Origin of the sequence: Rhizobium sp. CB3090, assembly GCF_029714285.1 — a bacterium.
Lineage (GTDB): Bacteria > Pseudomonadota > Alphaproteobacteria > Rhizobiales > Rhizobiaceae > Rhizobium.
On sequence record NZ_CP121662.1, the window covers coordinates 651,331 to 674,765 of the forward strand.

At 60.6% G+C, this 23,435-nt stretch carries 23 protein-coding genes; 16 read left to right on the forward strand and 7 right to left on the reverse strand.

Annotated features, from left to right (window positions below):
* Position 1: 1 nt before the first annotated feature.
* Entirely contained in the window at positions 2-361 is a 360-nt protein-coding gene (locus QA646_RS03215) for a DUF1491 family protein (protein ID WP_283057565.1), read from the forward strand.
* On the opposite strand, the gene QA646_RS03220 is transcribed toward QA646_RS03215, so the two are convergent.
* From QA646_RS03220 to QA646_RS03230, 3 genes are all read right to left on the reverse strand, one after another.
* Complete coding sequence (locus tag QA646_RS03220) at positions 358-879, reverse strand: GFA family protein (protein ID WP_283057566.1); 522 nt, start codon at positions 877-879, stop codon at positions 358-360. The two genes, QA646_RS03215 and QA646_RS03220, sit on opposite strands and share 4 nt — an antisense overlap.
* Before the next feature lie 89 nt (positions 880-968).
* A complete protein-coding gene (locus QA646_RS03225; protein ID WP_283057567.1) occupies positions 969-1,988 on the reverse strand; it encodes a DUF2336 domain-containing protein in 1,020 nt (339 codons plus the stop codon).
* Between the two features lie 476 nt (positions 1,989-2,464).
* Positions 2,465-2,671, reverse strand: a complete 207-nt coding sequence (locus tag QA646_RS03230) for a hypothetical protein (RefSeq protein WP_283057568.1) — start codon at positions 2,669-2,671, stop codon at positions 2,465-2,467.
* A gap of 536 nt (positions 2,672-3,207) precedes the next feature.
* Between QA646_RS03230 and QA646_RS03235 the strand changes: the two genes are divergently transcribed.
* Positions 3,208-3,375, forward strand: a complete 168-nt coding sequence (locus QA646_RS03235) for a hypothetical protein (RefSeq protein WP_283057570.1) — start codon at positions 3,208-3,210, stop codon at positions 3,373-3,375.
* A 113-nt stretch (positions 3,376-3,488) separates the two neighbouring features.
* On the opposite strand, the gene QA646_RS03240 is transcribed toward QA646_RS03235, so the two are convergent.
* From QA646_RS03240 to QA646_RS03250, 3 genes are all read right to left on the reverse strand, one after another.
* Positions 3,489-4,037 (reverse strand): DUF1254 domain-containing protein, encoded by a 549-nt coding sequence (locus tag QA646_RS03240; protein WP_283057571.1) that lies wholly within the window; start codon positions 4,035-4,037, stop codon positions 3,489-3,491.
* Positions 4,030-4,617, reverse strand: coding sequence for a DUF1214 domain-containing protein (locus QA646_RS03245; protein WP_283057572.1), 588 nt, complete (start codon positions 4,615-4,617; stop codon positions 4,030-4,032). The genes QA646_RS03240 and QA646_RS03245 overlap by 8 nt, the downstream gene beginning before the upstream one ends.
* Before the next feature lie 160 nt (positions 4,618-4,777).
* On the reverse strand, positions 4,778-6,973 hold the full coding sequence (locus QA646_RS03250; RefSeq protein ID WP_283057573.1) for a transglycosylase domain-containing protein: 2,196 nt from the start codon (positions 6,971-6,973) through the stop codon (positions 4,778-4,780).
* Positions 6,974-7,243: 270 nt separating this feature from the next.
* On the opposite strand from QA646_RS03250, the gene QA646_RS03255 reads away from it, so the two are divergent.
* A complete protein-coding gene (locus QA646_RS03255) occupies positions 7,244-7,729 on the forward strand; it encodes a YcgN family cysteine cluster protein (RefSeq protein WP_283057574.1) in 486 nt (161 codons plus the stop codon).
* Here QA646_RS03255 and QA646_RS03260 read toward each other — a convergent pair.
* Entirely contained in the window at positions 7,707-8,036 is a 330-nt protein-coding gene (locus tag QA646_RS03260; protein WP_283057575.1) for an MmcQ/YjbR family DNA-binding protein, read from the reverse strand. The two genes, QA646_RS03255 and QA646_RS03260, sit on opposite strands and share 23 nt — an antisense overlap.
* A 158-nt stretch (positions 8,037-8,194) precedes the next feature.
* On the opposite strand from QA646_RS03260, the gene QA646_RS03265 reads away from it, so the two are divergent.
* The 13 genes from QA646_RS03265 to QA646_RS03325 all read left to right on the forward strand — a co-directional run bounded on the left by QA646_RS03265 (position 8,195) and on the right by QA646_RS03325 (position 23,434).
* The gene (locus QA646_RS03265; protein WP_104822444.1) at positions 8,195-8,503 is read left to right on the forward strand and encodes a Dabb family protein; all 309 of its coding nucleotides are present in this window, start codon (positions 8,195-8,197) and stop codon (positions 8,501-8,503) included.
* A 532-nt stretch (positions 8,504-9,035) separates the two neighbouring features.
* Complete coding sequence (locus QA646_RS03270; protein WP_104822445.1) at positions 9,036-9,284, forward strand: hypothetical protein; 249 nt, start codon at positions 9,036-9,038, stop codon at positions 9,282-9,284.
* 137 nt (positions 9,285-9,421) lie between these two features.
* Entirely contained in the window at positions 9,422-10,093 is a 672-nt protein-coding gene (locus QA646_RS03275; protein ID WP_283057576.1) for a response regulator transcription factor, read from the forward strand.
* A complete protein-coding gene (locus QA646_RS03280; protein ID WP_283057577.1) occupies positions 10,083-11,480 on the forward strand; it encodes a HAMP domain-containing sensor histidine kinase in 1,398 nt (465 codons plus the stop codon). Before QA646_RS03275 ends, QA646_RS03280 begins: the two co-directional genes overlap by 11 nt.
* Before the next feature lie 91 nt (positions 11,481-11,571).
* A complete protein-coding gene (locus QA646_RS03285; protein WP_283057578.1) occupies positions 11,572-12,006 on the forward strand; it encodes a hypothetical protein in 435 nt (144 codons plus the stop codon).
* A gap of 95 nt (positions 12,007-12,101) precedes the next feature.
* Complete coding sequence (ccmI, locus tag QA646_RS03290; protein WP_283057579.1) at positions 12,102-13,253, forward strand: c-type cytochrome biogenesis protein CcmI; 1,152 nt, start codon at positions 12,102-12,104, stop codon at positions 13,251-13,253.
* Positions 13,250-13,699 carry a cytochrome c maturation protein CcmE gene (ccmE, locus tag QA646_RS03295; protein WP_283057580.1) on the forward strand — a complete coding sequence of 150 codons (450 nt, stop codon included), beginning with the start codon at positions 13,250-13,252 and terminating at the stop codon, positions 13,697-13,699. Before ccmI ends, ccmE begins: the two co-directional genes overlap by 4 nt.
* Positions 13,696-15,684, forward strand: coding sequence for a heme lyase CcmF/NrfE family subunit (locus QA646_RS03300; protein WP_283057581.1), 1,989 nt, complete (start codon positions 13,696-13,698; stop codon positions 15,682-15,684). The genes ccmE and QA646_RS03300 overlap by 4 nt, the downstream gene beginning before the upstream one ends.
* A gap of 152 nt (positions 15,685-15,836) precedes the next feature.
* Positions 15,837-16,286, forward strand: a complete 450-nt coding sequence (locus QA646_RS03305) for a cytochrome c-type biogenesis protein (protein ID WP_283058957.1) — start codon at positions 15,837-15,839, stop codon at positions 16,284-16,286.
* A 176-nt stretch (positions 16,287-16,462) separates the two neighbouring features.
* Entirely contained in the window at positions 16,463-18,016 is a 1,554-nt protein-coding gene (locus tag QA646_RS03310; protein ID WP_283057583.1) for a Do family serine endopeptidase, read from the forward strand.
* 229 nt (positions 18,017-18,245) lie between these two features.
* On the forward strand, positions 18,246-18,923 hold the full coding sequence (locus QA646_RS03315) for a response regulator transcription factor (RefSeq protein WP_205587436.1): 678 nt from the start codon (positions 18,246-18,248) through the stop codon (positions 18,921-18,923).
* On the forward strand, positions 18,920-20,335 hold the full coding sequence (locus QA646_RS03320; RefSeq protein ID WP_283057586.1) for an ATP-binding protein: 1,416 nt from the start codon (positions 18,920-18,922) through the stop codon (positions 20,333-20,335). The genes QA646_RS03315 and QA646_RS03320 overlap by 4 nt, the downstream gene beginning before the upstream one ends.
* A 138-nt stretch (positions 20,336-20,473) precedes the next feature.
* Positions 20,474-23,434 (forward strand): bifunctional [glutamine synthetase] adenylyltransferase/[glutamine synthetase]-adenylyl-L-tyrosine phosphorylase, encoded by a 2,961-nt coding sequence (locus QA646_RS03325; RefSeq protein WP_283057587.1) that lies wholly within the window; start codon positions 20,474-20,476, stop codon positions 23,432-23,434.
* Position 23,435: the final 1 nt, after the last annotated feature.

Genomic DNA, 23,435 nt, shown 5'->3' on the forward strand with positions numbered 1-23,435 from the left:
CATGAGATTGCGCAGCGACATCTTCGTTTCCGCCCTGACCCGCCGTCTTTTTGCCCGCGGCGATTTTGCCGCTGTGGAGCACAAGGGCGCGGAGGAGGCGGGGGCAATCTTCATTCGCCAGCGTTTTCGCGATGGACTGGAAACACTCTATGCCCCGGCTCCGCAAAGCTTCTTCGACGAAGAGGAGAGCGGGGCGCGCCTGTTCGAAGTTCGTCTAGAGCGCAAGGAACCGGAAGATATCAGGCAGACGCTGGACCGTGAGCTGAAGTTCGACCCCGATCTCTGGATTATCGAGCTGGAGACCGACGATATTGCGGATATCGTACCGCTCGCGAATCTGAAAAATCGCGATGCGCTTTAGGACCGGCGGTCCTTCGAGCCCGTTCCCTGCGGCCACTCGCTGGTGTCATGATCGGGGTGCTGCCGGTTCGACGCGATGATGCGGGGCAGGTATCCGTTCGGATCGACCGCATAGGTCGGCTGATCTCCCGGGAGTACATGCAGGCTGGAATACCAGGAGACCCTGCTCTCGTTGCCATATTGAACAACCGGCGGCACGCGGTCGGGTTGGTCGAAGGTTCCGGAGAGAATGCCTATGTCTTCGGACTCCGGGTATTCGAAAATCATCGGCGTGCCGCAATCCCCGCAAAAACCGCGGCGTGCCATGGCGGAGCTGTGAAACCAGGAAAGCGTGCCCCGCGTCACCCGAAACGCTGTCTTCATGACAGGGCAGATGACGGCAAACGGACCGCCGACCGCTTTCTGGCACATTCGGCAATGGCACACATGAACGTTTTCAGGGGGAAGATCGCAGGCAAAGCGAATGGCGCCGCATTGGCAGCCGCCGGTCAACGAATGGGCACTCGTATCATCGTTCATGTCGCTATTTCGCGTGTAGAGTCGGCAGGCTGGTTGCAATGCTAACACGCATTGGGAAGAGGGAACATGCCAAAAACTTATGGACTAGATCAACGTGACCGGCTGACGACACGCAATTCGCGGATCGGACTTGCCCTGGGGCCGAAAAGCGGCGCTGCAGGCTTCTGTTCGGGCGGCAGATAGGTATAGCGGTCGGCGCGGCGCCAGGCCTCGACACGGGCCTGACTTTCCTCCGCATCGATGCTGTCGAGCACCAACCAGGCGCGGCTGACGGTGCCATGCTGTTCGGCCAGATGCGGATAGAAGCGTTCCAACGCATAGACGGCATCGGCAAAGCCCATGCCCAGGCTCGTCAGCGTCACCGCCAGTTGCTGGCCTGATGTATCGATCATGATGCGCTCGGCAAGCCAGCGGCTGGCGGAAAGCGCGTCGGCGAGCGTGGCGGCAAATTGCTGCGCCTCGCGCTCACGGGCGAAACGCACCAGCAACGCTTCCTGCACATCGGAAAGGCTGCGCAGACCCAGACGGTCATTATCGTCACGGCCGAGACGGCGGGCGACCTGCTTGATTTTCTGTCTTAGGGCTTCTTCACGGGCGAGGCGCTCGGCCTCGATATTTGCGGCGCTCGGTTCCGGCCCTTGGGCCGGAGCGGGAACAGGCGTCGAGGTCCCCGATAGGGTCATGCCGCGTTCTGGCTCGGCCTGGTGCAGGCTGACAAGGGCATCGATGACTTTCGGAGATAGCGACGGCCGGCGGACGATCGCTTTCGCATGCGCGGCGCCCTGCGTACGGGCGATGGTAATCAGCGTATCGTCATCGATCGCTTGCGAACTCGTCAGAAACGGGGCGGCAATGGCAATCGGCTGGCAGCCGATAAAAAGGGAAACGGCTGGCGGCACGGTCGCGCATTGTGAGAGTGCGGCGACTGCCTGACGTTTTGCTTCCTCGGATGAGGCCTGGAAAAGGGGGGTGAAGAGCTCGGCAAACTGGCGAAGCTCCGATTTCGATGGATGAGCAAGACCCTCGAAACTGGTGACCGTCGCCATCAGAACCACATCCTTCTTGCGGACTGTCGCAGGCTCTTCGAGATCTCGAAACCGGTCACGCACGCCAACACCCATACTGATACGCGAAACAAAAAAGACGGGAACCGGATCGGCAAATCCATGCGACGCAGCCTCTTTCTTTGGCCGAGCCGGATCGCGCTTAGGTTCTCGCGAGCGCAATCGGCAATAGCTATCGAAACGGGCGTGGACACGGTCGTCCTGATCTGGCTTTTTCGGAAGAGTAAGGGGCGCAGAGTTAACGGTTGGTGAAAACTTTATTAAAATCCAAATAAAAATTGCGCGTTAAGCTTGCGCCGGGGCAGTGGTCGAATTTTCGCCGGACTGCCTGTGTTTGCGGCCACTCAATGTTTGAGGAAACTGCTTTGCCGCTACCCGCTGGCGATCGAGATCAACTTATGAGGGATTAAAAGGTTCGCCCTCGGAATGCGAAGTTGCGCCCGGGGAGAATTCGACAACCCAAGGCCGACGTTTTAAAGAGAGAAGGTCTCGGAACTTCGTCCCGCAGCGTCAGCAAGGGCTCAGAGCCCCTTATGCTCCCGCAGGGCCGCCAGCAGTCTTTCGGAGGTATTGTAGCCGGATTGAAACAGGCCGATCGCCGCCGTTGCCGCGAACTGCGCCTCGGTGCTTTTGATATCGATCCGCTTCTCCAGGCACCACTTGTCCAGCGCGCCGCGCAGCACGATAATGTCCTCCGGAGAGAAGAAGGAATTGGTCGTCGCTGACATCGCCCGCCCTCAGTTTCGCCCTCTACAATACGTTAAATTTTTGTTGCCGCAAATAATATTTGCATGACACTTTTCTGCAACACTCAGGGCCGGGCTGTGATTGCGAATAATGGGCTATATCTACCTAACAATATGATTCTACAACGTTTTATTGGTAAGGTGACTCTAGAAATTTTTACATCGAACATGAAACCAAATCCGCTTTCCCAGCGTTAGATGATCACGGTGCCGCGAGAGCCGAGGAAGTGCCGAAGGAAGGCGCGGCGATGATTAGCATTCTGTTAACTACAGTATGTCTCAATTCGGGTGATAACGGCGATTTGCAGAGTTTAGTCGCATGATTATTCGCATGGCCGCCATAGTTAGGCGTCCATGTCACGGTGTCTGGGGAATGCCGTGAGAATGGCGTGAATGCCCTTTGGTCAGAGCCGCAGGAGGTGGCGAAGACTTTGGGGAACGCCAGCCCGCTTGGGAATAGCGGGCAGGGTGAAATTAGTCGCAACTTCATCCGTCTCGAGCCGTAAATGGAGACGAGAATGGCAGAGATTATATCCCTCTTGGATCGAAGATCGCGGTTGCCGCTGCGGCCCCAGAAGGAGCCGGTCGAGGCGAAGATTCTTTTATTTACCGGCGTGCGCTACGAGCGCCTTGACGTGAGCTCTCATCGCCCCGGAACGGGATCGAAGCGGGCGAAAGGCAAGTAGTGGTTCGGCACGACCTCGCCGGAGCGGTTTCGGCATCGTGGCCGGAGCCACCATGCGCGTGCTGTCCAATCGCCGGTTCTCACCGACCCGGCCTCCAGCTTCGCGATTAAATCCTAATGTCCGTCAAACACATCGCATCCGGCTTCCGACAGGAAGTTCCGGGCGGCGTCATCGAAACTCGCCTGCGGCGCCATTGTGCGCAACACGACATAGCCCTCCGCGCGCGGCACCTCGACCAGGATCGATTGTGCGAGTGATGGAGGCAAGGCCTTGCGGATACCCGTGAGTTGGATCGGCGAGGCGAGCAGCAAATCCAGCACGCCGCCGACCGAAGTGCGGTCGCTCATGCTGAAGACCTCGTTCGATGCCGCGTCATAGACCGACAGCGACCAGAACGGCACCTTTCCCTTAGCCGTCAGCCGGACTGGTTGAGTCCCGATGTCGAAGGCGCAGACGGCCGTGCGGATATAGGGGTCGCTGTTGGAGAGCCCTGCGTCGTCATCCTTGTAATCGAGCATATAGAAGTGGTTTTCATCGCCCTCATCCTCAACGCGGGTATAGGCGTCGCGGTCGGAAAAATGCGGCAGGGAGAGGATGATGATGACATGCAGGAGCGTGGCGCCAAGCAGGCCGGTCAGAATGGCGAAGACGATCCTAAACATGGCCGCACCCGATTTTCTCGAGCTTCGGCATGGAAAGATCGATAAGACCGGAATTGCCCGCTGCAGGTGAATCCAAGAGCGTCCACACCAAACGGAAGCTGCCGGAAGCGGGCAGCGCCAGCCAATTGCCCGCCCGTGCATCCGGCGAAACGGTAATAGTGAAGCTCGAATCCGGATTGCGCAGCACGATCCAGGAATTGAGCGCAGACGGCCGGCCGGGAGATTCGCCAAGCGGCTCGCCGTTATCGCCCGCAATGAACAACGTCCACAGCCGCGCCGGCGGCGTCTGACCGCGGATGCGATAGCTGCATGCCGCCGTCAGCCGCGCGCCGGAATCATCGTCGGAGGCGGTGAACACCAGCCCCTCCGCAGTGCCATAAAGCAACCGCCCAGCGCGGGCACGATGCGATTTGGCATAGGGATCGGCGTCGACCGTCTGCATTTCCGGAAAAGCCTGCCAGGCGCCTAGCTTGATCGCGCCGAAACCGGAGGTCGCATCCAACGCAAAAAGCGTAAATACGATCCCTCCGCCAAAAGCGATCATCAACGAAAGCGCGACAAGAAGGGGAACCCGGAACACTCTAAGATCGTCCTCGTGACCAATCAGAGGGCGATTTATCCCTGATTCTGATGGGCGGGGAAAGGGCAGGCGATTGTTTGCCGAACTTGCCGCACCAAAAGGAGCGGCGGTAACAGGTCGGTTCGGAGTTGGCGAGCATAAAGGCGCGGGCAGCCCGATTTCACTCCGCCGTCGCCACTTTCTGCGCGGCAAGCGGCGCCGCCGCCTTCAGCTTCTCGCCGATATCGCGCAAGATCCTCGTGGAATCCACCGATAGCGAGCGGGGCCGGATGAGCGGGGGCAAGGCGTTGTCGTCGGGCGTTGCAGCTTTTTTTTCAGCCACGGTCTGCGGCTTTTGCACCGGGAAGGGATTGTCGATGCCGGGGATCGGCTTCAGCACGATGCCCTGGTGGGCATAGTCCATGATCTTCTTGAAGGTCATAGCCGGCAGCGTGCCGCCCGTCATGTTGTTGGTCGAGGTGTAGTCGTCGTTGCCGAACCAGACAGCGCAGGTGTAATTGCCGGTGAAGCCGATGAACCAGGCGTCGCGATAGGCTTGCGTCGTACCGGTCTTGCCACCGACGACGATGCCGTGGTCAAGAGCCGCCCTGCGGCCCGTGCCGATCACCGGGATCTGTGTCAGCATCTGGTTCATATAGGAGGTGGCTTTTTCGCTGAGCACTCGTTTGGCCGGCGGCTCATCGCGATTGAAATCGTAGAGCACCTTGCCGTCGTAGCTCATGATTTGAGCGATGCCATGGCGGCGTGACTGCATGCCGTCCGCCGGGAAAACGGCATAGGCGGTTGCCTGATCGAGTACGGTCACTTCCGAGGTGCCGATCGGAATCGTCTTGTCGTTGCGGATCGGCGTTTCCACACCCAGGTTCTTCGCCATGTCGCGGATCGGCTGGATGCCGAATTTCTCCTTGGCGAGGCGAACTGGAATGGTGTTGATCGACTGCGCGATCGCCTGCGTCAGCGTCACCTTGCCTTCGTAGCGGTTTTCGTAGTTGTGCGGGCTCCAGTTGCCCCAAGTGATCGGTGCGTCGACGATGGTCGACGTTGGCGTCATGCCGTTCTCCATGGCGACGGAATAGGTGTAGATCTTGAAGGACGAGCCCGGCTGGCGCAGCGCCTTTGTGGCGCGGTTGAACTGGCTTTCGCCGTAGTCCCGGCCGCCGACCATGGCACGCACCGCGCCGCCGTTTTCGATCATGACGCTTGCGCCCTGGCTGGCGTGATAGCGCTCGCCGTATTCCATCAGGCTGGATTCGACTGAATCCTCTGCCGCTTTCTGCAGGCCCATGTCGATGGTCGTGCGGACGATCAGCGAACGCTCGGGGAAGTGGACAGCCAGCCGTTGCACCTCGTCGAAGGCCCAATCGAGGAAGAAATCCGGGGATTCGATCTGGGCGCGATCAACGACGGAGGCAGGGTTGCGTCTGGCGGCGATGACTTGTCCCTCGGTCATCAGACCGCTTTGCACGAGATTGGTAAGAACATCGTTGGCGCGGGCGCGTGCTGCCGGCAGATTGACATGCGGCGCATATTTCGCCGGCGCCTTGAACAGACCCGCGAGCATCGCCGCTTCGGCGAGGTTGACGTCAGTGATGCTCTTGCCGAAATAGAACTGCGCTGCCGCGGCGGCACCGAAAGTTCCGCCGCCCATGTAGGTGCGATCGAGATAGAGGCTTAGGATCTGCTTCTTGGAAAGATTGGCCTCCAGCCAGATCGCCAGGAAGGCTTCCTTGATCTTGCGGTCGATCGAGCGCTCGTTGCTGAGAAAGATATTCTTGGCAAGCTGTTGCGTCAGCGTGGAGCCGCCCTGAACGACGCCGCCGGCCTGCGCGTTGACGGTCAGCGCCCGGAACAGGCCGAAGACGTCGATGCCGAAATGGTCGAAGAAGCGCCGATCCTCCGTCGCCAGAACCGCCTTGATGAAATAGTCCGGCAATTGATCCACCGGCACGGAATTCTCGTGAATGATGCCGCGATGGCCGATGACATTGCCGTAACGATCGAGGAAGGTCACGGCGAAATTGCCGCGGTTGCGCCAATCTCCTTGCGTGGCTTCGAAAGCAGGCGCGGCGAGCACGAGCATGACGATGGAACCCGCCGTACCGAGCGTCAGCCCTTCACCGAGCAGTTCGAACAGGATGCGTCTCCAGCCGTGAGGGCGAAAACGGCGGAAAAAAATGGTAATGTCTTCCCAGAGTTCGGCGAGGCGAAAGCCTGCATTCCACAGGGTAGAGTCGATCCAGGAATCGATGCGCAGAAAAAAATGCCGCTTCCGGCGCGGCCGCTGCTCCGCTTGGCCTTCCGGCTGTGCATCGGGCTTGGTCTCTGTCCCGTTCTCTGGGTTGGATGGGTCTGACACGCTCTACTTCCCGACCGCTTTGCCGCTTTGCGCGTTCCCCCTACAGCGCCGCGTGTCGCCTGTGACGCGCAAAGGTCGCTGTAGCACTTTAAATCTGCTGCATAATTTTATCCTTAAATCGATTCCGGTTTAAGGAATTATGCAGAAGGAGACGCAAAGCCTATCCTCTCATAGATTGGCGGATTGAATAATTGGTTGATTTAGGGAAAAGAACAAGGGACATGCATGCCGCAGCTCGCATTTCCCTCGCGAGCGGCGAGGACGACTATGATGGACGACATACCTTTCTGGAAAAGCAAGACCCTGACGGAGATGAGCACACCCGAATGGGAAAGCCTGTGTGACGGCTGTGGTCTCTGTTGTCTTAACAAGCTCGAGGAGTGGGATTCGGGCGACGTCTATTTCACGTCCATCCGCTGCAAGTTGATGGACGGCGAAAGCTGTCGCTGCACCAGCTACCCGAACCGCTGGGATTTCGTGCCCGACTGCGTGCAACTGACGCCGGAAAAAGTTCCGGAGCTGGAATGGTTGCCGCCTACATGCGCCTATCGCCTCGTCAACGAGGGGCGTGATCTCTACTGGTGGCATCCGCTGATATCGGGCGATCCGGAAACGGTGCATATCGCCCGCGTTTCGGCACGCGGCCGCACGGTCAGCGAAAACGATGTCGATCTCGATGATTTCGAGGAATATATCGTCGATTGGCCGTTGACCGTCGAAGAGGACATGGAAGCTAGTCCCCCGGCAAAGCCATAGATTTCGGGGCCACGTTTCGCCAGCCCTGCCGCACGAGCCCGTATATTATGTCATCATCCAGCATATGGTGGAAAAGCCGTGTCCAGCCCTTGAGCCCCCAGGCGCCCGGCACGGCGAGAATATGCTGCGGTATGGTTGCCAGCACCATCTGCTGCTGGTCGGGCGTCAGCTTGACGACGCAGAATTCCGGGCCCGGAAGCGTCAGGTAAATTTTCCCGCGAACGCGAAAATCCCGGTTTCCAAAATGCGAGCTCTCCACCGTTTCCGGCAGGCTGTGCGCAAAGGAAATGAGGTCGTCGTCGGTCATGATCCAAAGATTAACATACAAGCGAAGTGCGCTGTAGGCACCCGCGTCGCTCCGCCTCGTGCGACGAAACGGCCGCCCACCGAGGCCGGCTCCTCGTTGAAATGAGCGGGTGCGCATGATATCGCGCGGTGCCTTCGCCAATGCATGGGAGCCTCCGCGTGATCCGTCATATCGTCTTCTTCACCGTTCCCGATCGCGCCAATCTCGAAGCCGTACGGTCCGGCCTGTCGATCCTGACGGCTATTCCGCATGCCCGCCTGCTCGAGATCGGAACGAATGTGAAGACCGATCAGCTCGGCACCGATGTCGACCTTGTCGTCTATGGCGAATTCGACGATGAGGCGGCCTTGGCGGCCTACAAGGCGCATCCGAACTATCAGCTTTCCATCGAGCGCGTTCGCCCGTTGCGTGAAATGCGGATTGCGGCGGACTATGAGAGCACGACGGCGGTACGGAAGCCCGTTTAGCAAAGTGCTTCGCTAGAAGAATAGCTATTCGTCAATCTTTTTGAGAGGCTGGGCAGTCTCGCGGAATCAAGTTCACCGCATCCGGATTCATCGCGCGAAGTTTCTGACTCAACTTCTCACGCCCTGGACTCAATGCTCGAAAACATGGCGCGAAGCGATTCGAAAGACTCAAGAAAACCGCTGTGCTTTACGTGCGCAAATACGGGAAGGCCGGTTGCGTCGGCCCGATAGAGTATCGCCGCTTATCGCGAGCTTATGCGCTGATGATAATCAAGATAGATTAAAATTGACTGACTTTTGTCGTGCGCGCCTTCAATGCGGGTTCGGTGACTGAGATTGGAGCGTTTGGCGAGCCGCTGCCGTCGCATCGCCGATATCGTCGCAGGCAGGTCGAATGAACACAAAGGCTTAAAGGGAATGGACGCCGGCCCGCACGTTCTGCGCGTGGAAAATTACGCCCCATTCATTTGCCATTCAGGCGCGTTTGGGTAAATATTTGCTCAAGTTAATGTCCCCGTGGGAAGTCTCGAGCATGGCATCATTTTTGAGCATAGCAGCAGCGGCCGCCATCATGGCCGGCTCGGCTGTTCTGCCGACGCCGACGCCGACCCTGGTGGCGCGTGCGAACAGCGATTGCAGCGAGGCCGCCGCCGAAGTGGTTGCAAAGACAGGGGGGCAGCTTCTTTCCGCACAGCCCTCAGGCGACAGCTGCGTCATCACCGTTCTCGTCCAGGGCAACGGCCAGCGGCCGCGCAAGGTGACGATGAAGGTGCCGATGTAGGTGGAAACACGTTCACACCGATGCACAAAGGGACTCTCTAACGCTTTGAATCTCAGCTAAAATCTTTATGGCCGAGCGATTCCACCCCGGCCTGATTTGCAGTACTATTTCTCGAACCGGGGAAATTGGGTCGAAAGATGCGCATTCTTATAGTCGAAGACGATGTCAATTTGAATCGGCAGCTTGCCGAAGCTCTGAAAGAGGCAGGCTATGTGGTCGATACCGCCTTCGACGGCGAGGAGGGGCATTTTCTCGGTGAGACCGAGCCCTATGACGCCATCATTCTCGATATCGGCTTGCCGGAGATGGACGGGATCACCGTGCTGGAGAAATGGCGCGGTGCGGGCCGGGGGACGCCGGTGCTGATCCTGACGGCTCGTGACCGCTGGAGTGACAAGGTCGCCGGCATCGATGCGGGCGCCGACGATTATGTCGCAAAGCCTTTTCACGTAGAAGAGGTGTTGGCCCGCATCCGGGCGTTGATCCGCCGCGCCGCCGGTCATTCGTCCTCTGAAATCATCTGCGGTCCCGTGCGCCTCGATACCAAGAGCTCGAAGGCCACCGTCGACGGCAAACCGCTGAAGCTGACCTCGCACGAGTACAGGCTGCTTGCCTATCTCATGCATCACAAGGGCGAAGTCGTCTCGCGAACGGAGCTGGTCGAGCACATGTATGACCAGGATTTCGACCGCGATTCCAATACGATTGAAGTTTTCGTCGGCCGCCTGCGCAAGAAGATGGGCGTCGACCTGATCGAAACAGTGCGGGGTCTCGGCTATCGTATCCAAGCGCCGACCAATGCGAATTAAGTCACTCACCGCCCGCGTCCTGTTGTTGACCACACTCTGGTCCGCCGTGGCGTTGGTGGTGATCGGCCTCGTCATCTCCAATATCTATCGCAAGAGCGCCGAACGCGGTTTTCAGGACCTGCTGCGGGCGCAGCTCTATAACGTCATCAACTCCGTGACGATCGGTGACCAGGGCGCGCTGTCGGGCAGTCCGCAGCTTGGCGACCTGCGTTTCGCTCAGCCGAAGACCGGCTGGTACTGGATGGTCGAGCCGCTCGGCACCTATACGGCGACGCCATTGGTCTCGCCCTCGCTCGGCGCGTCGAGCCTGCCCGTTCTCTCGGTCCTGGAAGCGCCTTTCGACAAGAATTACGAGCGTTACTACATCGTCACCGACGCCTTCGGAAACCAGGTGCAGGTCGCCGAGACCGAGGTCGTGCTCGATACCGACGGACGCGCCGCGCGCTTCCGCGTCACCGGCAACGTCGCTGTGGTGGAGGACGATGTCCGCAATTTCTCCCACAGCCTCTATTTCGCGCTCGTCGGTTTCGGCGTCGGCAGTCTCATCGTCAACGCCCTCGCCATTCTCTACGGCTTGATGCCTCTCGATAAGGCGCGTGGGGCTCTGGAGCGCATCCGCGCTGGTGAGAGCGAACGATTGCATGGCGATTTCCCGCGCGAAATCCTGCCGCTCGCCAATGAGGTCAATGCCCTTATCGACAGCAACCGCCGTATCGTGGAGCGGGCGCGCATGCAGGTCGGCAACCTTGCCCATTCGCTGAAGACGCCGATCGCGGTTTTGCTGAACGAGTCCCGCGTGCTGGAACGCTCGCATGGCGACCTCGTCAAAAACCAGGCCGAGGTCATGCAGGGGCAGGTGCAATCCTATCTAAACCGTGCCCGGATCGCCGCGCAGCGCGAATCCGTGCTTGCCCGCACTGACGCGGAGCCGGCGCTGGAGCGGCTGGTGCGCGTCATGCGGCGGCTCAATGCCGATAAGGAATTCGAGCTTTCCGTTTCGCCGAACCTGTCGCTCGCCATGGAGCAGCAGGATCTGGAGGAAACGGTCGGCAATCTCCTGGAAAATGCCGCGCGTTTTGCCGAGCGTAAGGTGCGCGTTGCCGCCAACGAAGCGCCGGCCGACGTGAAGGGCATCGATCCGGCGCGGCGCCATTGGGTGGAACTGGTGGTCGAGGACGATGGGCCGGGCCTGGAGCCGGATCAGATCCGCGAGGCGATGAAGCGCGGCCGCCGGCTGGATGAAAGCAAGCCGGGCACCGGTCTCGGCCTGTCGATCGTCAGCGAGATCACCAATGAATATCAGGGGCGGTTCGAGCTGTCCCGCGGCACTTGGGGCGGACTTCGCGCCAGCCTAATTCTACCGGGGGTAACAAAGGATGTTGCTTGATGCGCGGCATGATGCCAGAAAGGCGGTGTGCGCCATGGTGATGCTGCATCGCAGTACCTCTAGTTTTGCTCGTTGATACTGGTTCGGTTGTATGAAGCTTCGTACTTTTTTTCTGATTGCTCCGTCCTTTGTTGCCGTCACCGCCCTTTCCGGCTGCTCGACCACGAGCGGCAAAGGCGGCGTCACGGGCTTTTTCTCGTCCTCCGACAAACCGGCAGCCTCGGCGCGTTACATCGCGGCGTTGGAGGGCGGCATCGTCGGCCGTACAGGCATCAAGCTCAGCGACAATGACAAGCAACGGGCGCTGGAAGCGGAATATCGGGCGCTGGAAACCGCACCGCTCGGCCAACCCGTCGCCTGGTCCGGCAGGAACGTCAGCGGCCAGGTCGTGGCCGCCGCTCCCTATCAGGTCGGTTCGCAAAATTGCCGCCAATACACCCATACCATCACGGTCGACGACAAGCCGACCCAGGCGAGGGGCGCTGCCTGCCGCAACGACGACGGCACCTGGACGCCGCTGAACTAGTTCCGCACTCTGGAAATCGCGGCTAAACGCCTCAAATCTTCGTCAGCGGGGCTTTCACGGTTGGAATAAGCGCCCCGTTAAAGTATTGGGCGTCTATGCTGTTCTGGATTCTCGTGGCCGTTCTGACGGCCGTTGTCGGTGCCGTCCTGCTCTATCCCCTTTTGCGTGGAGCAAAGGTGGCTGACGACGGTCGTGCCGGCGAAGCTGCCGTCTATCGCGATCAACTTCGGGAGCTGGATCGCGATCTCGCGGGCGGCCTGATTTCCCCCGAAGAGGCCGGCTATGCTCGCGCCGAAATCGGTCGCCGCCTTCTTGCCGTCTCGAATGCCAGACCGAGCGCCACCGAGAAGCCGGTGGGCGGCCATTACTTTTCTCAGGCCTTCATTATCATCCTGCTGCCGGTTATCTGCCTCTGTCTCTATCTTGCCGTGGGCAATCCCGGCCTGCCGTCGCAGCCGCTGCAAGCGCGCCTCGATCATCCCGGCAACGATCTCGCCATCTCGATCGTCAAGGTGGAGCAGCATCTGGCGCAGCATCCGGATGACGGCAAGGGTTGGGAAGTGCTTGCGCCGATCTACCTGAAGACCAACCGCATCGGCGACGCCGAACTCGCCTATCGCAATGTCATCCGCCTCCTCGGCCCTAATGCCGAGCGGCTTGGCAACCTTGGCGAAATCCTGATCATGAAGGCTGACGGCGTCGTGACGGCGGAGGCGCGCAGCTCATTGCAGCAATCCCTTGCGCTCGAGCCGAACAATCCCCGTGCGCTCTTCTATCTCGCGCTTGCGTTGGAGCAGGACGGCAAGACGGCGGAGGCAAAGACGGCCTTCGAGGCGCTGGCGCAGCAATCGCCTCCCGATGCGCCCTGGATGGTTGCCGTCAATGACCATATCGCCAAGAACGGCGGCGCGGCCGCTATGGCGGCGGCAGGGTCGGCCAATACCAATGCGCCCGGAAACCCGACCAGCGAGCAGGTTGCCGCCGCCGATACGATGAACGCTGGCGATCGTCAGCAGATGATCCGCGGCATGGTCGCGAGCCTCGACGCCAAGCTTAGGGAAGACCCGAAGAATTTCGAAGGATGGATGCGGCTGATCCGCTCCTATGCCGTGCTGAACGACAAGGATCGCGCCGCGGCTGCGCTAAAGCGCGGCTTGCAGGCCTTCCCAGCCGATGGCGACGAAGGCAAGCAGCTTCTGTCACTGGCGAAGGAGCTTGGATTGCCGACGGAGGTGACGCAGCAATGACCCGCAAGCAGAAACGTCTGGCCGTCATTGCCGGCGGCATGAGCTTCATCGCCGCCGCCGTGCTGCTCGTTCTCTTCGCCTTCAGCCAATCGGTCGCCTATTTCTATATGCCGGCCGACCTCGCCAAGAATCCGGTCAGCGCCGGTACGCTGATCCGCCTCGGCGGCCTCGTCGGTCGGGGCAGCCTGGTGCGCGGCCAGGGAACGCAGGTTCAGTTTTCCGTCACCGACGGCACGGACGCGATCAAAGTCAAATATAATGGTATCCTGCCGGATCTCTTTCGCGAGGGGCAGGGGGTGGTCACCGAAGGCAGATTCGAGCCCGGCAGCGACGTCTTTGTTGCCGACAGTGTGCTTGCCAAGCATGACGAGCGCTATATGCCGAAGGAAGTCGCCGACAAGCTGAAGGCGGACGGCGTCTGGAAAGGCGAGGAAGCAAGCCAATGATCATCGAGCTCGGACACTATGCGCTGGTGCTGGCGCTCGCGACCGCGATCATCGTCTCGATCATCCCGGTCATCGGCGCACGGCGGGGAGAATTGTCGATGATGGACATCGCGCCGGTCGGCGCCGTCGTCATGTTCGCGCTGGTTGCCTTTTCCTTCGGCGTTTTGACCTATGCCTATGTCGTCTCCGATTTTTCGGTACTGAACGTCTGGGAGAATTCCCATTCGCTGATGCCGCTGATCTTCAAGATTTCCGGCGTCTGGGGCAATCACGAAGGATCGATGATGCTCTGGCTGCTAATCCTGGTGCTATTCAGCGCCCTAGTGGCGCTGTTCGGGCGCAATCTACCGGATACGTTGCGCGCCAACGTGCTCGCGGTGCAGTCCTGGATTTCGGCCGCCTTTCTGATCTTCATCCTTTTGACCTCCAATCCGTTTCTCCGTCTCAATCCGGCGCCTGCCGAAGGCAAGGACCTCAATCCGGTGCTGCAGGATATCGGCCTGGCGATCCATCCGCCGCTGCTTTATCTCGGCTATGTCGGCTTCTCGGTCTGCTTTTCCTTCGCCGTCGCCGCTTTGCTCGAGGGCCGTATCGATGCCGCCTGGGCGCGCTGGGTTCGCCCCTGGACGCTGGCGGCCTGGACCTTTCTGACGCTCGGCATCGCCATGGGCTCTTACTGGGCCTATTACGAACTCGGCTGGGGCGGCTGGTGGTTCTGGGACCCGGTGGAGAACGCCTCCTTCATGCCGTGGCTTGCCGGCACGGCACTCCTGCATTCGGCGCTCGTCATGGAAAAGCGCGATGCTCTGAAGATCTGGACGGTGCTGCTGGCGATCCTGACCTTTTCGCTGTCGCTGATGGGCACCTTCCTGGTGCGCTCCGGCGTGCTGACTTCTGTGCATGCCTTTGCCAGCGATCCGACGCGTGGCGTCTTCATCCTGTGCATCCTGTTGTTCTTCATCGGCGGTGCCCTGACGCTGTTTGCCTTCCGCGCTCCGCGGCTTGCCGCCGGCGGCCTGTTCGCGCCGATCTCGCGTGAGGGATCGCTGGTGCTGAACAACCTCATCCTGACGGTTGCCTGCGGCACGGTGCTGACGGGCACGCTTTATCCGCTGGCGCTGGAGACGCTGACCGGCGACAAGATTTCCGTCGGGCCGCCCTTCTTCAACATGACATTCGGACTGCTGATGACGCCGATCCTGATTGCGGTTCCCTTCGGGCCGCTGCTTGCCTGGAAGCGCGGCGATCTGCTCGGCGTGCTGCAGCGGCTCTATGTCGCCGCCGGCCTTGCCCTGGTCGCAGGTCTGGTCCTGTTCTACATGCGCCATGGCGGACCGGTGCTTGCCGTCTTCGGCCTGGCCGCCGGCTTCTTCCTGCTCTTCGGCGCCGTCACCGATCTCTGGTATCGCACGGGGATCGGCAAGGTGGCAGGGAATGTCGCGTGGCGGCGTCTGACCGGTCTGCCGCGTTCGGCGTTCGGGACGGCGCTCGCCCATGCCGGGCTGGGCATCACCGTGCTCGGCATCGTCGCGGTCACGACATTCCAGTTGGAAAACATCACCGAGATGAAGCCGGGCGGCACGGCCGAGCTTGGCGGGTATACGCTGCGCTTCGACGGAATTCAGCCGGGTGTCGGCCCGAACTACACCGAGGATCGCGCCCAGTTTACAGTCAGCCGCGGCGGCGTCACTGTTGCCAATGTCTCCTCCGCCAAGCGGCTCTTCACCGCCGGCCGCACCGCCACGACCGAGGCCGGCATTCTGACGCTCGGCCTTAACCAGCTTTACGTCTCGCTCGGCGATCCCAGCAAGGATGGCGGCATTGTAGTGCGCATCTGGTGGAAGCCGTTCATCATCTGCATCTGGGGCGGCGCCATCGTCATGGCACTGGGCGGCTTCGTCTCGCTCAGCGACCGCCGCCTGCGCATCGGCGCGCCGAGCCGCAGGGCAACTCCGGTCCGTCCGGCAATGGAGGCGGCGGAGTGAGCGGGTATAGCGACATCCCCTTCTCCCCTCGGGGAGAAGGTGCCCGAAGGGCGGATGAGGGGGGCTCTCCACACGGCAACAGCGTCTATAACGCCCCCTCAACCCGCGCTGCGCGCGACCTTCTCCCCGCCGGGGAGAAGGTAAAAGCGCTTATGCGCCTGCTCATCCTCTTCGTCCTCTTGCTAGCTCCGATCTCAGCCTTTGCTGTCAATCCCGATGAGGTGCTGCCCGACAAGGCCCTCGAATCAAGGGCGCGGACGATCTCGGCCGAATTGCGCTGCATGGTTTGCCAGAACCAGTCGATCGACGATTCCAATGCCGATCTTGCCCGCGATCTGCGCCTGCTGGTACGCAAGCGCCTCCTCAACGGCGATACCGATCAGCAGGTGCTCGATTATATCGTCTCACGCTACGGCGAGTTCGTGCTGCTGAAGCCACGCTTCGGCGAAAAGACGTTGTTGCTCTGGGGCGCGCCGGTTGCCCTCTTCGTCTTAGGGGGGCTCGCTCTCATCGTCTATGCCCGCCGCCGAGCCGGCAAGCCGACGGGCACGCGGCTGACGGCAGAGGAAGAAGCACGTCTGAACGACCTCCTCGGCAAGTGATGCCGTACGACGGGTTGCCTTTACCCTATCGAAAACATTCCGCTACATTACGAATTTTTCATGGGTCGGACAGTTCGCCGTAAGGTCGGAAGTCCTATATCTTTCCCATAATCCATCACCGCCGGTTCTATCGGCAAAAGAAAAAATCGGACGAGAGAAGAAAAGGTAACTCGCATATGTTCAGGAATATCAAGGACGCTTTGTCCCGTAGCACCGCTATGAAAGCTTCTGTCGTCGCCGGCCTCGCAGTCGCTGCTCTCGCCACCGGCGTTCCGGCTGAAATCAGCCGCTCCTATGCCGATGCCGTCAATGTCCAGGCTCCGCAGGTTCCGAGCTTCGCCAATGTCGTCGACGCCGTATCTCCGGCAGTCGTTTCCGTTCGCGTCGAATCCCGCATCAATCCAGTTGCTGAACAAGATGATTCCTTCGGCCTCGGCCGTGGCTTCGACGAACTGCCGGATGATCATCCGCTGAAGAAGTTCTTCAAGCAGTTCGAACAGCAGCAAGGCCATAATCAGCAACAGGGCCAGCAGAAAGGCCAGCCGGACAACAAGGGTCGCTTGCGCCCGGTTGCCCAGGGCTCCGGCTTCTTCATTTCCGAAGACGGTTACCTCGTCACCAACAATCACGTCGTTTCCGATGGTGCGGCCTTTGTCGTCGTCCTCAATGATGGCACCGAACTCGATGCGAAGCTGATCGGCAAGGATCCGCGCACCGACCTCGCCGTGCTGAAGGTCGATGGCAAGGGTAAGAAGTTCACCTATGTCAATTGGGCGGATGACGACAAGGTTCGCGTCGGCGACTGGGTCGTTGCCGTCGGCAACCCCTTTGGCCTTGGCGGTACGGTGACCGCCGGCATCGTCTCGGCTCGTGGCCGCGATATCGGCTCCGGTCCGTATGACGACTTCATTCAGGTCGATGCGGCCGTGAACCGTGGCAACTCGGGCGGCCCGACCTTCAACCTCAACGGCCAGGTTGTCGGCATCAACACCGCCATCTTCTCGCCGTCGGGCGGCAGCGTCGGCATCGCCTTCGCAATACCCGCCAACACCGCCAAGAACGTCGTCGCCGATCTGATCAAGACAGGTACCGTGTCGCGCGGTTGGCTAGGCGTGCAGATCCAGCCGGTAACCAAGGATATTGCCGAATCCCTCGGTCTGTCCGAACCGAGCGGTGCGCTTGTCGTATCCCCGCAGGACGGCTCTCCGGGCCAGAAGGCAGGCATCAAGAACGGCGACGTCGTAACCGCCGTCAATGGCGATCCGGTCAAAGACCCACGCGATCTCGCCCGCCGTATCGGCGCAATGCAGCCGGGTTCCAAGGTCGATATCTCGCTGTGGCGTAACGGCAAGGCTCAGTCAGTCACCGTCGAACTCGGCACGCTGCCGGCCGACCAGAACCAGGCTTCGAGCGACGACAACTCGCAGCCGTCTCAGCCGCAGCAGCCGTCCTCGGAAAAGGCACTTGCCGATCTTGGCCTCACTGTCGGTCCGTCCGATGATGGCAAGGGTGTCGCGATCACGGCCGTCGATCCGGACTCTGACGCCGCTGACAAGGGCGTGAAGGAAGGCGAGAAGATCACCTCGGTCAACAACCAGCAGGTCTCCAACGCCGGTGACATCGCCAAGGTTATCGACCAGGCGAAGAAGGACGGCCGCACCCGCGCGCTGTTCCAGATCCAGTCCAATGACGGCAGCCGCTTCGTCGCACTGCCGATCACTGCAGGCTGATTTTTCGGCCAATTGAGTGCATTGGGAGCCGCGCAGGCCACGGCTTGCGCGGCTTCATTGTTTCCAGGGCATGGCCCAAAAGATGTGCGACGATTTTTTCGTGCAGGACCATGGCTTATCGACGAATTGCTTTCAAGGCAGGTAGAAGATGACAACCACTGGCCAACATGCTGTGAACTCCTCCGATTCCGGTTGTGCTGAGGCATTATCGACGGGTAATGTCGCCCACATGAAGATTTTGATCATCGAAGACGATCTCGAGGCTGCCGCCTATCTCACCAAGGCGTTTCGCGAGGCCGGTATTGTCGCGGACCATGCGAGCGACGGTGAGAGCGGCCTCTTCATGGCTACCGAGAATGTCTACGATGTCGCCATCATCGATCGCATGCTGCCGCGCCGTGATGGTCTTTCCGTCATCAGCGAGCTGCGTCGCAAGGGCGTGCATACGCCGGTTCTCATTCTCTCAGCTCTCGGCCAGGTCGACGACCGCGTCACCGGCCTGCGTGCCGGCGGCGACGACTATCTGCCGAAGCCCTACGCGTTCAGCGAATTGCTCGCCCGCGTCGAAGTTCTCGGCCGCCGCAAGGGCACGCCCGAACAGGATGTGCTCTATCGTGTCGGCGATCTGGAGCTCGACCGGCTGTCGCATGAGGTTCGCCGCGGCGGCAAGGAGATCCTTCTGCAACCGCGAGAGTTCCGCCTGCTCGAATATCTGATGAAGAATGCCGGCCAGGTGGTGACGCGCACCATGCTTCTCGAAAACGTCTGGGATTACCATTTCGATCCTCAGACGAACGTGATCGACGTGCACGTCTCGCGCCTGCGTTCGAAGATCGAAAAAGACTTCAGCCAGCCGCTGTTGAAGACGATCCGCGGCGCCGGCTACATGATCAAGGACGAGGGATGAGCCGCTTTCGCGTTCTCTTCAAGTCTACTGCAGTTCGTCTGTCCGCCCTTTACATCCTCCTCTTTGCGCTCTGCGCCGCCACGCTCGTCTTCTACGTAACGGCCATGTCGGAGCGGTTGCTGACCGAGCAGATCCGCGATGCCGTGCAGCAGGAGGTTAATCAGGTCAAGCGAGCTTATGATGTCGGCGGCCTGAACCTGCTGCTGCGCACGATGGAACGCCGCGCCCGCCAGCCGGGCGCCAATCTTTATGTCATTGCCAGTCCCTCCGGCGATATTCTCGCCGGCAACGTCGCGTCGGTACAACCCGGCGTCCTCGGCGAAGCCGGTTGGACGGAATTGCCCTTCATCTATGAACGCTACACCGACACCGGCACCGATCCCGAACGACGGCATCTGGCGATCGCCAATATCTTTCTTCTCGACAACGGCCTACGCATCCTGATCGGCCGCGACCTTGGCGAGCCGGAGCGATTCCGGGTGCTCGTGCGGCAGGCCTTGATGCTGGCGCTGGCGATCATGGGCCTCGGCGCGCTCGTCATCTGGTTCGGCATCGGCCGTAATGCGCTGAAGCGCATCGATCGCATGACCGACGCCAGCCGCAAGATCATGGCCGGCGATCTCTCGCAGCGGCTGCCGGTGGGCGGCTCCGGCGATGAATTCGACCGCATGTCGGCATCGCTGAACTCCATGCTGGAGCGTATCGAGAAACTGAACGAAGGCTTACGGCAGGTCTCCGACAACATCGCCCATGATTTGAAGACGCCGCTGACGCGGCTGCGCAACAAGGCGGCGGATGCGCTCGACAATGCCGGCAGCGAAGGGCGCCGTGTTGCGCTGGAAGGCATCATCGGCGAGTCCGACCAATTGATCCGCACATTCAATGCGCTGCTGATGATCTCCCGCGTCGAAGCCGGTTCCGTCGCCGCCGAGATGACCGGCGTCGACCTCTCCTCCATCGTTGCGGACACGGCCGAGCTTTATGAGCCGCTGGCCGAGGAGGCGGGGCTGACGCTGACGACCGATATCGAGTCCGATGTCGAGGTGCAGGGCAATCGTGAGCTGATCGGCCAAGCGATTTTCAACCTGATCGACAATGCCGTCAAATATGCCTCGGGTTGCCCCGGCAAACAGGCGATCGTGTTGAAACTCTCGCGGACGCCCGATGCCGTGAACCTCGCCGTCGCGGACCACGGTCCGGGCATTCCTGCCCACCAGCGGACGGAAGTGGTCAAACGCTTCATTCGCCTGGATGAAAGCCGCTCGAAGCCTGGCACCGGCCTCGGTCTTGCCCTGGTGGAAGCCGTTATGGAGCTACATGGCGGCCGGCTGGAACTTTCCGATACCGACCCGGCCAGCCCTGACGCACGTGGCCTGACGGTAACCATGATCTTCCCCACGCAGGAACAATAGATTAATCCTGCCCTACCGGATTGCTTCATGCATGATCTCGATATCGGTTTCCGATCTTAGAGATCATGTAGGTTCAAGATGTTACTGCGTGCCTTGCACGTCCGATAGGACTGACGGGCGCTGTAGGAGGAGAGCTGCATGACGACGACGGAAAGCGACTTTCTGCAGGATGTTCCGCCCGGGCGGCTCCGCCCGCTCAATCAGACGGAGCTGAAGGCGACGCTTGCCGACCTCAAGGATATCGCCGCATCGGAACCGGCAATTGCCGCTCTTCTCAATAGCGACGGTCCCCTGCGCGACTTTATTGTCGCCGCGCTGACACTCTCGCCCTATCTCCGCGAAACGGCCAATCTCGACCCGGCGCTCCTAGTCGCAGCCATCAGCAAACCGCTGTCGCCGCAGATTGAGGTTCTGGTGGCCGAGGCCCGCCGTGCCTGGTTGCCGGCGCAGGACGGCGCGGCCCCGCCTGCGGAATCCGAGGTCATGAGCCGCCTGCGCATTGCCAAACGTCGCGCATCATTCCTGATCGCGCTTGCCGATCTCGCCCGCATTTTCGACGGAAGAAGGACCACGCGCTGGCTGAGCGCCCTTGCCGAAGCCTCGATTTCGGCAGCGATCGATCATCTGCTTTTATCATCGCACGAGGCCGGCAAGATTGTCGTCCGCGACCCTTGCACACCGAGCAGCGGCTCCGGCCTCATCGTGCTGGGTATGGGCAAGCTCGGCGCCGAGGAGCTGAATTATTCCTCTGACATCGACCTGGTCGTTTTCTTCGATGAAATGGCAGGCATCGTTCCCAATCCCGAGGATGCGATGGACATTTTCCCGCGGCTGATGCGCCGTCTGGTACGCATCCTGCAGGAGCGCACGGCCGACGGTTACGTCTTTCGCACCGATCTCCGCCTGCGTCCCGACCCGGGGTCCACGCCGCTTGCCATCCCCGTCGATGCGGCGATGATCTATTACGAGGGCAGGGGGCAGAATTGGGAGCGTGCCGCCTTCATCAAGGCGCGCGCCGTCGGCGGGGACATCGCCGCAGGCCAAGCCTTCATCCGCGACCTCGTGCCCTTCGTTTTTCGCAAATATCTCGATTACGCGGCGATAGCGGACATCCATTCGATCAAACGGCAGATCCACGCGCACAAGGGTCATGGTGCGATTGCTGTGAAGGGCCACAACGTCAAGCTTGGCCGCGGCGGCATCCGCGAGATTGAATTCTTCGTGCAGACACAGCAGTTGATCGCCGGCGGCCGCATGCCGGCGCTGCGCGGCCGCGCCACTGAGGGAACGTTGGCGGAGCTGACGAAAGCGAAATGGATAGACGCGGAAACGCGCGATGAACTGACGGAGGCCTATTGGTTTCTGCGCGATGTCGAACATCGCATCCAGATGGTGCGTGACGAACAGACGCATCTGCTTCCTGAAACGGACGCCGAGCTGAAGCGCATCGCCTTCATGATGGGCTTTTCCGATCTATCCAGCTTTTCCGAGGCCCTGGTTGCCACGCTGAAGACAGTGGAGCGGCGCTATGCCCGTCTGTTCGAGCAGGAGACCAAGCTTTCGACCGGGACTGGCAACCTCGTGTTCACCGGTCAGGGCGACGATCCCGATACGCTGAAGACATTGCACCGCCTCGGCTTCGAGCGTCCTTCCGATATCTCTCATGTTATCCGTACATGGCACTACGGCCGCTATCGCGCCACGCAATCGGTCGAGGCGCGCGAGCGATTGACCGAATTGACGCCGGAATTGCTGCGCGTGTTCGGCGAGAGCAAGCGGGCCGACGAAGCGCTGCTTCGCTTCGACAGTTTCATCTCGGGCCTACCGGCGGGCATCCAGCTTTTCTCGCTGCTGAGCACAAATCCCGCACTGCTCTCGCTCATCGTCAACATCATGTCATCGGCGCCGCGGCTTGCGGAAATCATCGCCGCCAAGCCGCATGTCTTCGACGGCATGTTGGACCCGGGCCTGATGGCGGAGCTGCCGACACGCGATTACTTGGCCGAACGGATCAACAGTTTTCTGGCATCGGCGGGGCATTACGAGGAGGTGCTGGACCGGCTGCGCATCTTCGCCTCGGAACAGCGCTTTCTGATCGGCATTCGTCTGCTGACGGGCGCCATCGCCGGCGCCATGGCTGCCCGTGCCTTCACCCATCTTGCCGATCTGATCGTCGAGGCAGCCTTGAAGGCGGTGATGAAGGAGATCCAGGCCGCCCACGGCGGTTATCCTGGCGGCCGCGTGGCCGTCGTCGGGATGGGCAAACTCGGCAGCTTCGAGCTTACCGCAGGTTCGGACATCGATATCATCCTGCTGTACGACTATGACGACGACGCCGGCGAATCCACGGGGCCGAAGCCGCTCGACGCGACGCGCTATTTTACCCGCATCACCCAGCGGTTGATGGCGGCGCTCTCCGCGCCGACGGCAGAAGGCGTGCTATACGAAGTCGACATGCGCCTGCGCCCGTCCGGCAATAAGGGTCCGGTCGCAACACGCATCAACTCCTTCGAAAAATATCAGCGCGGCGAGGCCTGGACCTGGGAGCATATGGCACTGTCCCGCGCGCGCCTGATCTGCGGCGATGAGGACCTCGTGTTGAATGCGGAGCGGATCATCGGCGAGGTACTCTCGGCAAAGCGTGATGTTCCCAAGGTTGCCAAGGATGTCGCGGAAATGCGAGGGTTGATCGAAGAGGAAAAGCCGCCCGTCAGCATTTGGCACCTGAAGCTCATCCCCGGCGGCCTGATCGATATCGAATTCATCGCGCAATATCTGCGGCTGATCGCGCCCTCCCGCGGTGTCGGGATCGACGCGAATGGTCTGAGCACCGGCGAGGCGCTGAAACTGCTCGGCGGCAGCCTGTTGGATCGCAACGATCTCGACCTCTGCCTGGAGGCGCTGCATCTCTATACCGAATTGTCGCAATTGATCCGGCTTTGTGTCGACGGGCCGTTCGATCCGGACAAGGCCCCTTCGGGACTGATCGAACTGGTTTGCCGCGCCGGCGATTGCCCCGACATCAAGACGCTGGAAGCGGAACTGAAGCGACTTTCGAAAGCGGTGCGGAAAATCTTCCAGTCGGTCGTGAGAGCGTAGC

Excerpts from the sequence above, each read along its gene's own strand:
- ccmI (WP_283057579.1), top strand. The coding sequence starts at position 12,102 with ATGCTGTTCTGGATTCTCGTGGCCGTTCTGACGGCCGTTGTCGGTGCC.
- QA646_RS03310 (WP_283057583.1), top strand. The coding sequence starts at position 16,463 with ATGTTCAGGAATATCAAGGACGCTTTGTCCCGTAGCACCGCTATGAAA.
- QA646_RS03320 (WP_283057586.1), top strand. The coding sequence starts at position 18,920 with ATGAGCCGCTTTCGCGTTCTCTTCAAGTCTACTGCAGTTCGTCTGTCC.
- QA646_RS03305 (WP_283058957.1), top strand. The coding sequence starts at position 15,837 with ATGCGCCTGCTCATCCTCTTCGTCCTCTTGCTAGCTCCGATCTCAGCC.
- QA646_RS03275 (WP_283057576.1), top strand. The coding sequence starts at position 9,422 with ATGCGCATTCTTATAGTCGAAGACGATGTCAATTTGAATCGGCAGCTT.
- ccmE (WP_283057580.1), top strand. The coding sequence starts at position 13,250 with ATGACCCGCAAGCAGAAACGTCTGGCCGTCATTGCCGGCGGCATGAGC.
- QA646_RS03300 (WP_283057581.1), top strand. The coding sequence starts at position 13,696 with ATGATCATCGAGCTCGGACACTATGCGCTGGTGCTGGCGCTCGCGACC.
- QA646_RS03315 (WP_205587436.1), top strand. The coding sequence starts at position 18,246 with ATGAAGATTTTGATCATCGAAGACGATCTCGAGGCTGCCGCCTATCTC.
- QA646_RS03235 (WP_283057570.1), top strand. The coding sequence starts at position 3,208 with ATGGCAGAGATTATATCCCTCTTGGATCGAAGATCGCGGTTGCCGCTG.
- QA646_RS03260 (WP_283057575.1), bottom strand. The coding sequence starts at position 8,036 with ATGACCGACGACGACCTCATTTCCTTTGCGCACAGCCTGCCGGAAACG.
- QA646_RS03285 (WP_283057578.1), top strand. The coding sequence starts at position 11,572 with ATGAAGCTTCGTACTTTTTTTCTGATTGCTCCGTCCTTTGTTGCCGTC.
- QA646_RS03230 (WP_283057568.1), bottom strand. The coding sequence starts at position 2,671 with ATGTCAGCGACGACCAATTCCTTCTTCTCTCCGGAGGACATTATCGTG.
- QA646_RS03215 (WP_283057565.1), top strand. The coding sequence starts at position 2 with ATGAGATTGCGCAGCGACATCTTCGTTTCCGCCCTGACCCGCCGTCTT.
- QA646_RS03325 (WP_283057587.1), top strand. The coding sequence starts at position 20,474 with ATGACGACGACGGAAAGCGACTTTCTGCAGGATGTTCCGCCCGGGCGG.
- QA646_RS03270 (WP_104822445.1), top strand. The coding sequence starts at position 9,036 with ATGGCATCATTTTTGAGCATAGCAGCAGCGGCCGCCATCATGGCCGGC.
- QA646_RS03280 (WP_283057577.1), top strand. The coding sequence starts at position 10,083 with ATGCGAATTAAGTCACTCACCGCCCGCGTCCTGTTGTTGACCACACTC.
- QA646_RS03240 (WP_283057571.1), bottom strand. The coding sequence starts at position 4,037 with ATGTTTAGGATCGTCTTCGCCATTCTGACCGGCCTGCTTGGCGCCACG.
- QA646_RS03220 (WP_283057566.1), bottom strand. The coding sequence starts at position 879 with ATGAACGATGATACGAGTGCCCATTCGTTGACCGGCGGCTGCCAATGC.
- QA646_RS03255 (WP_283057574.1), top strand. The coding sequence starts at position 7,244 with ATGGACGACATACCTTTCTGGAAAAGCAAGACCCTGACGGAGATGAGC.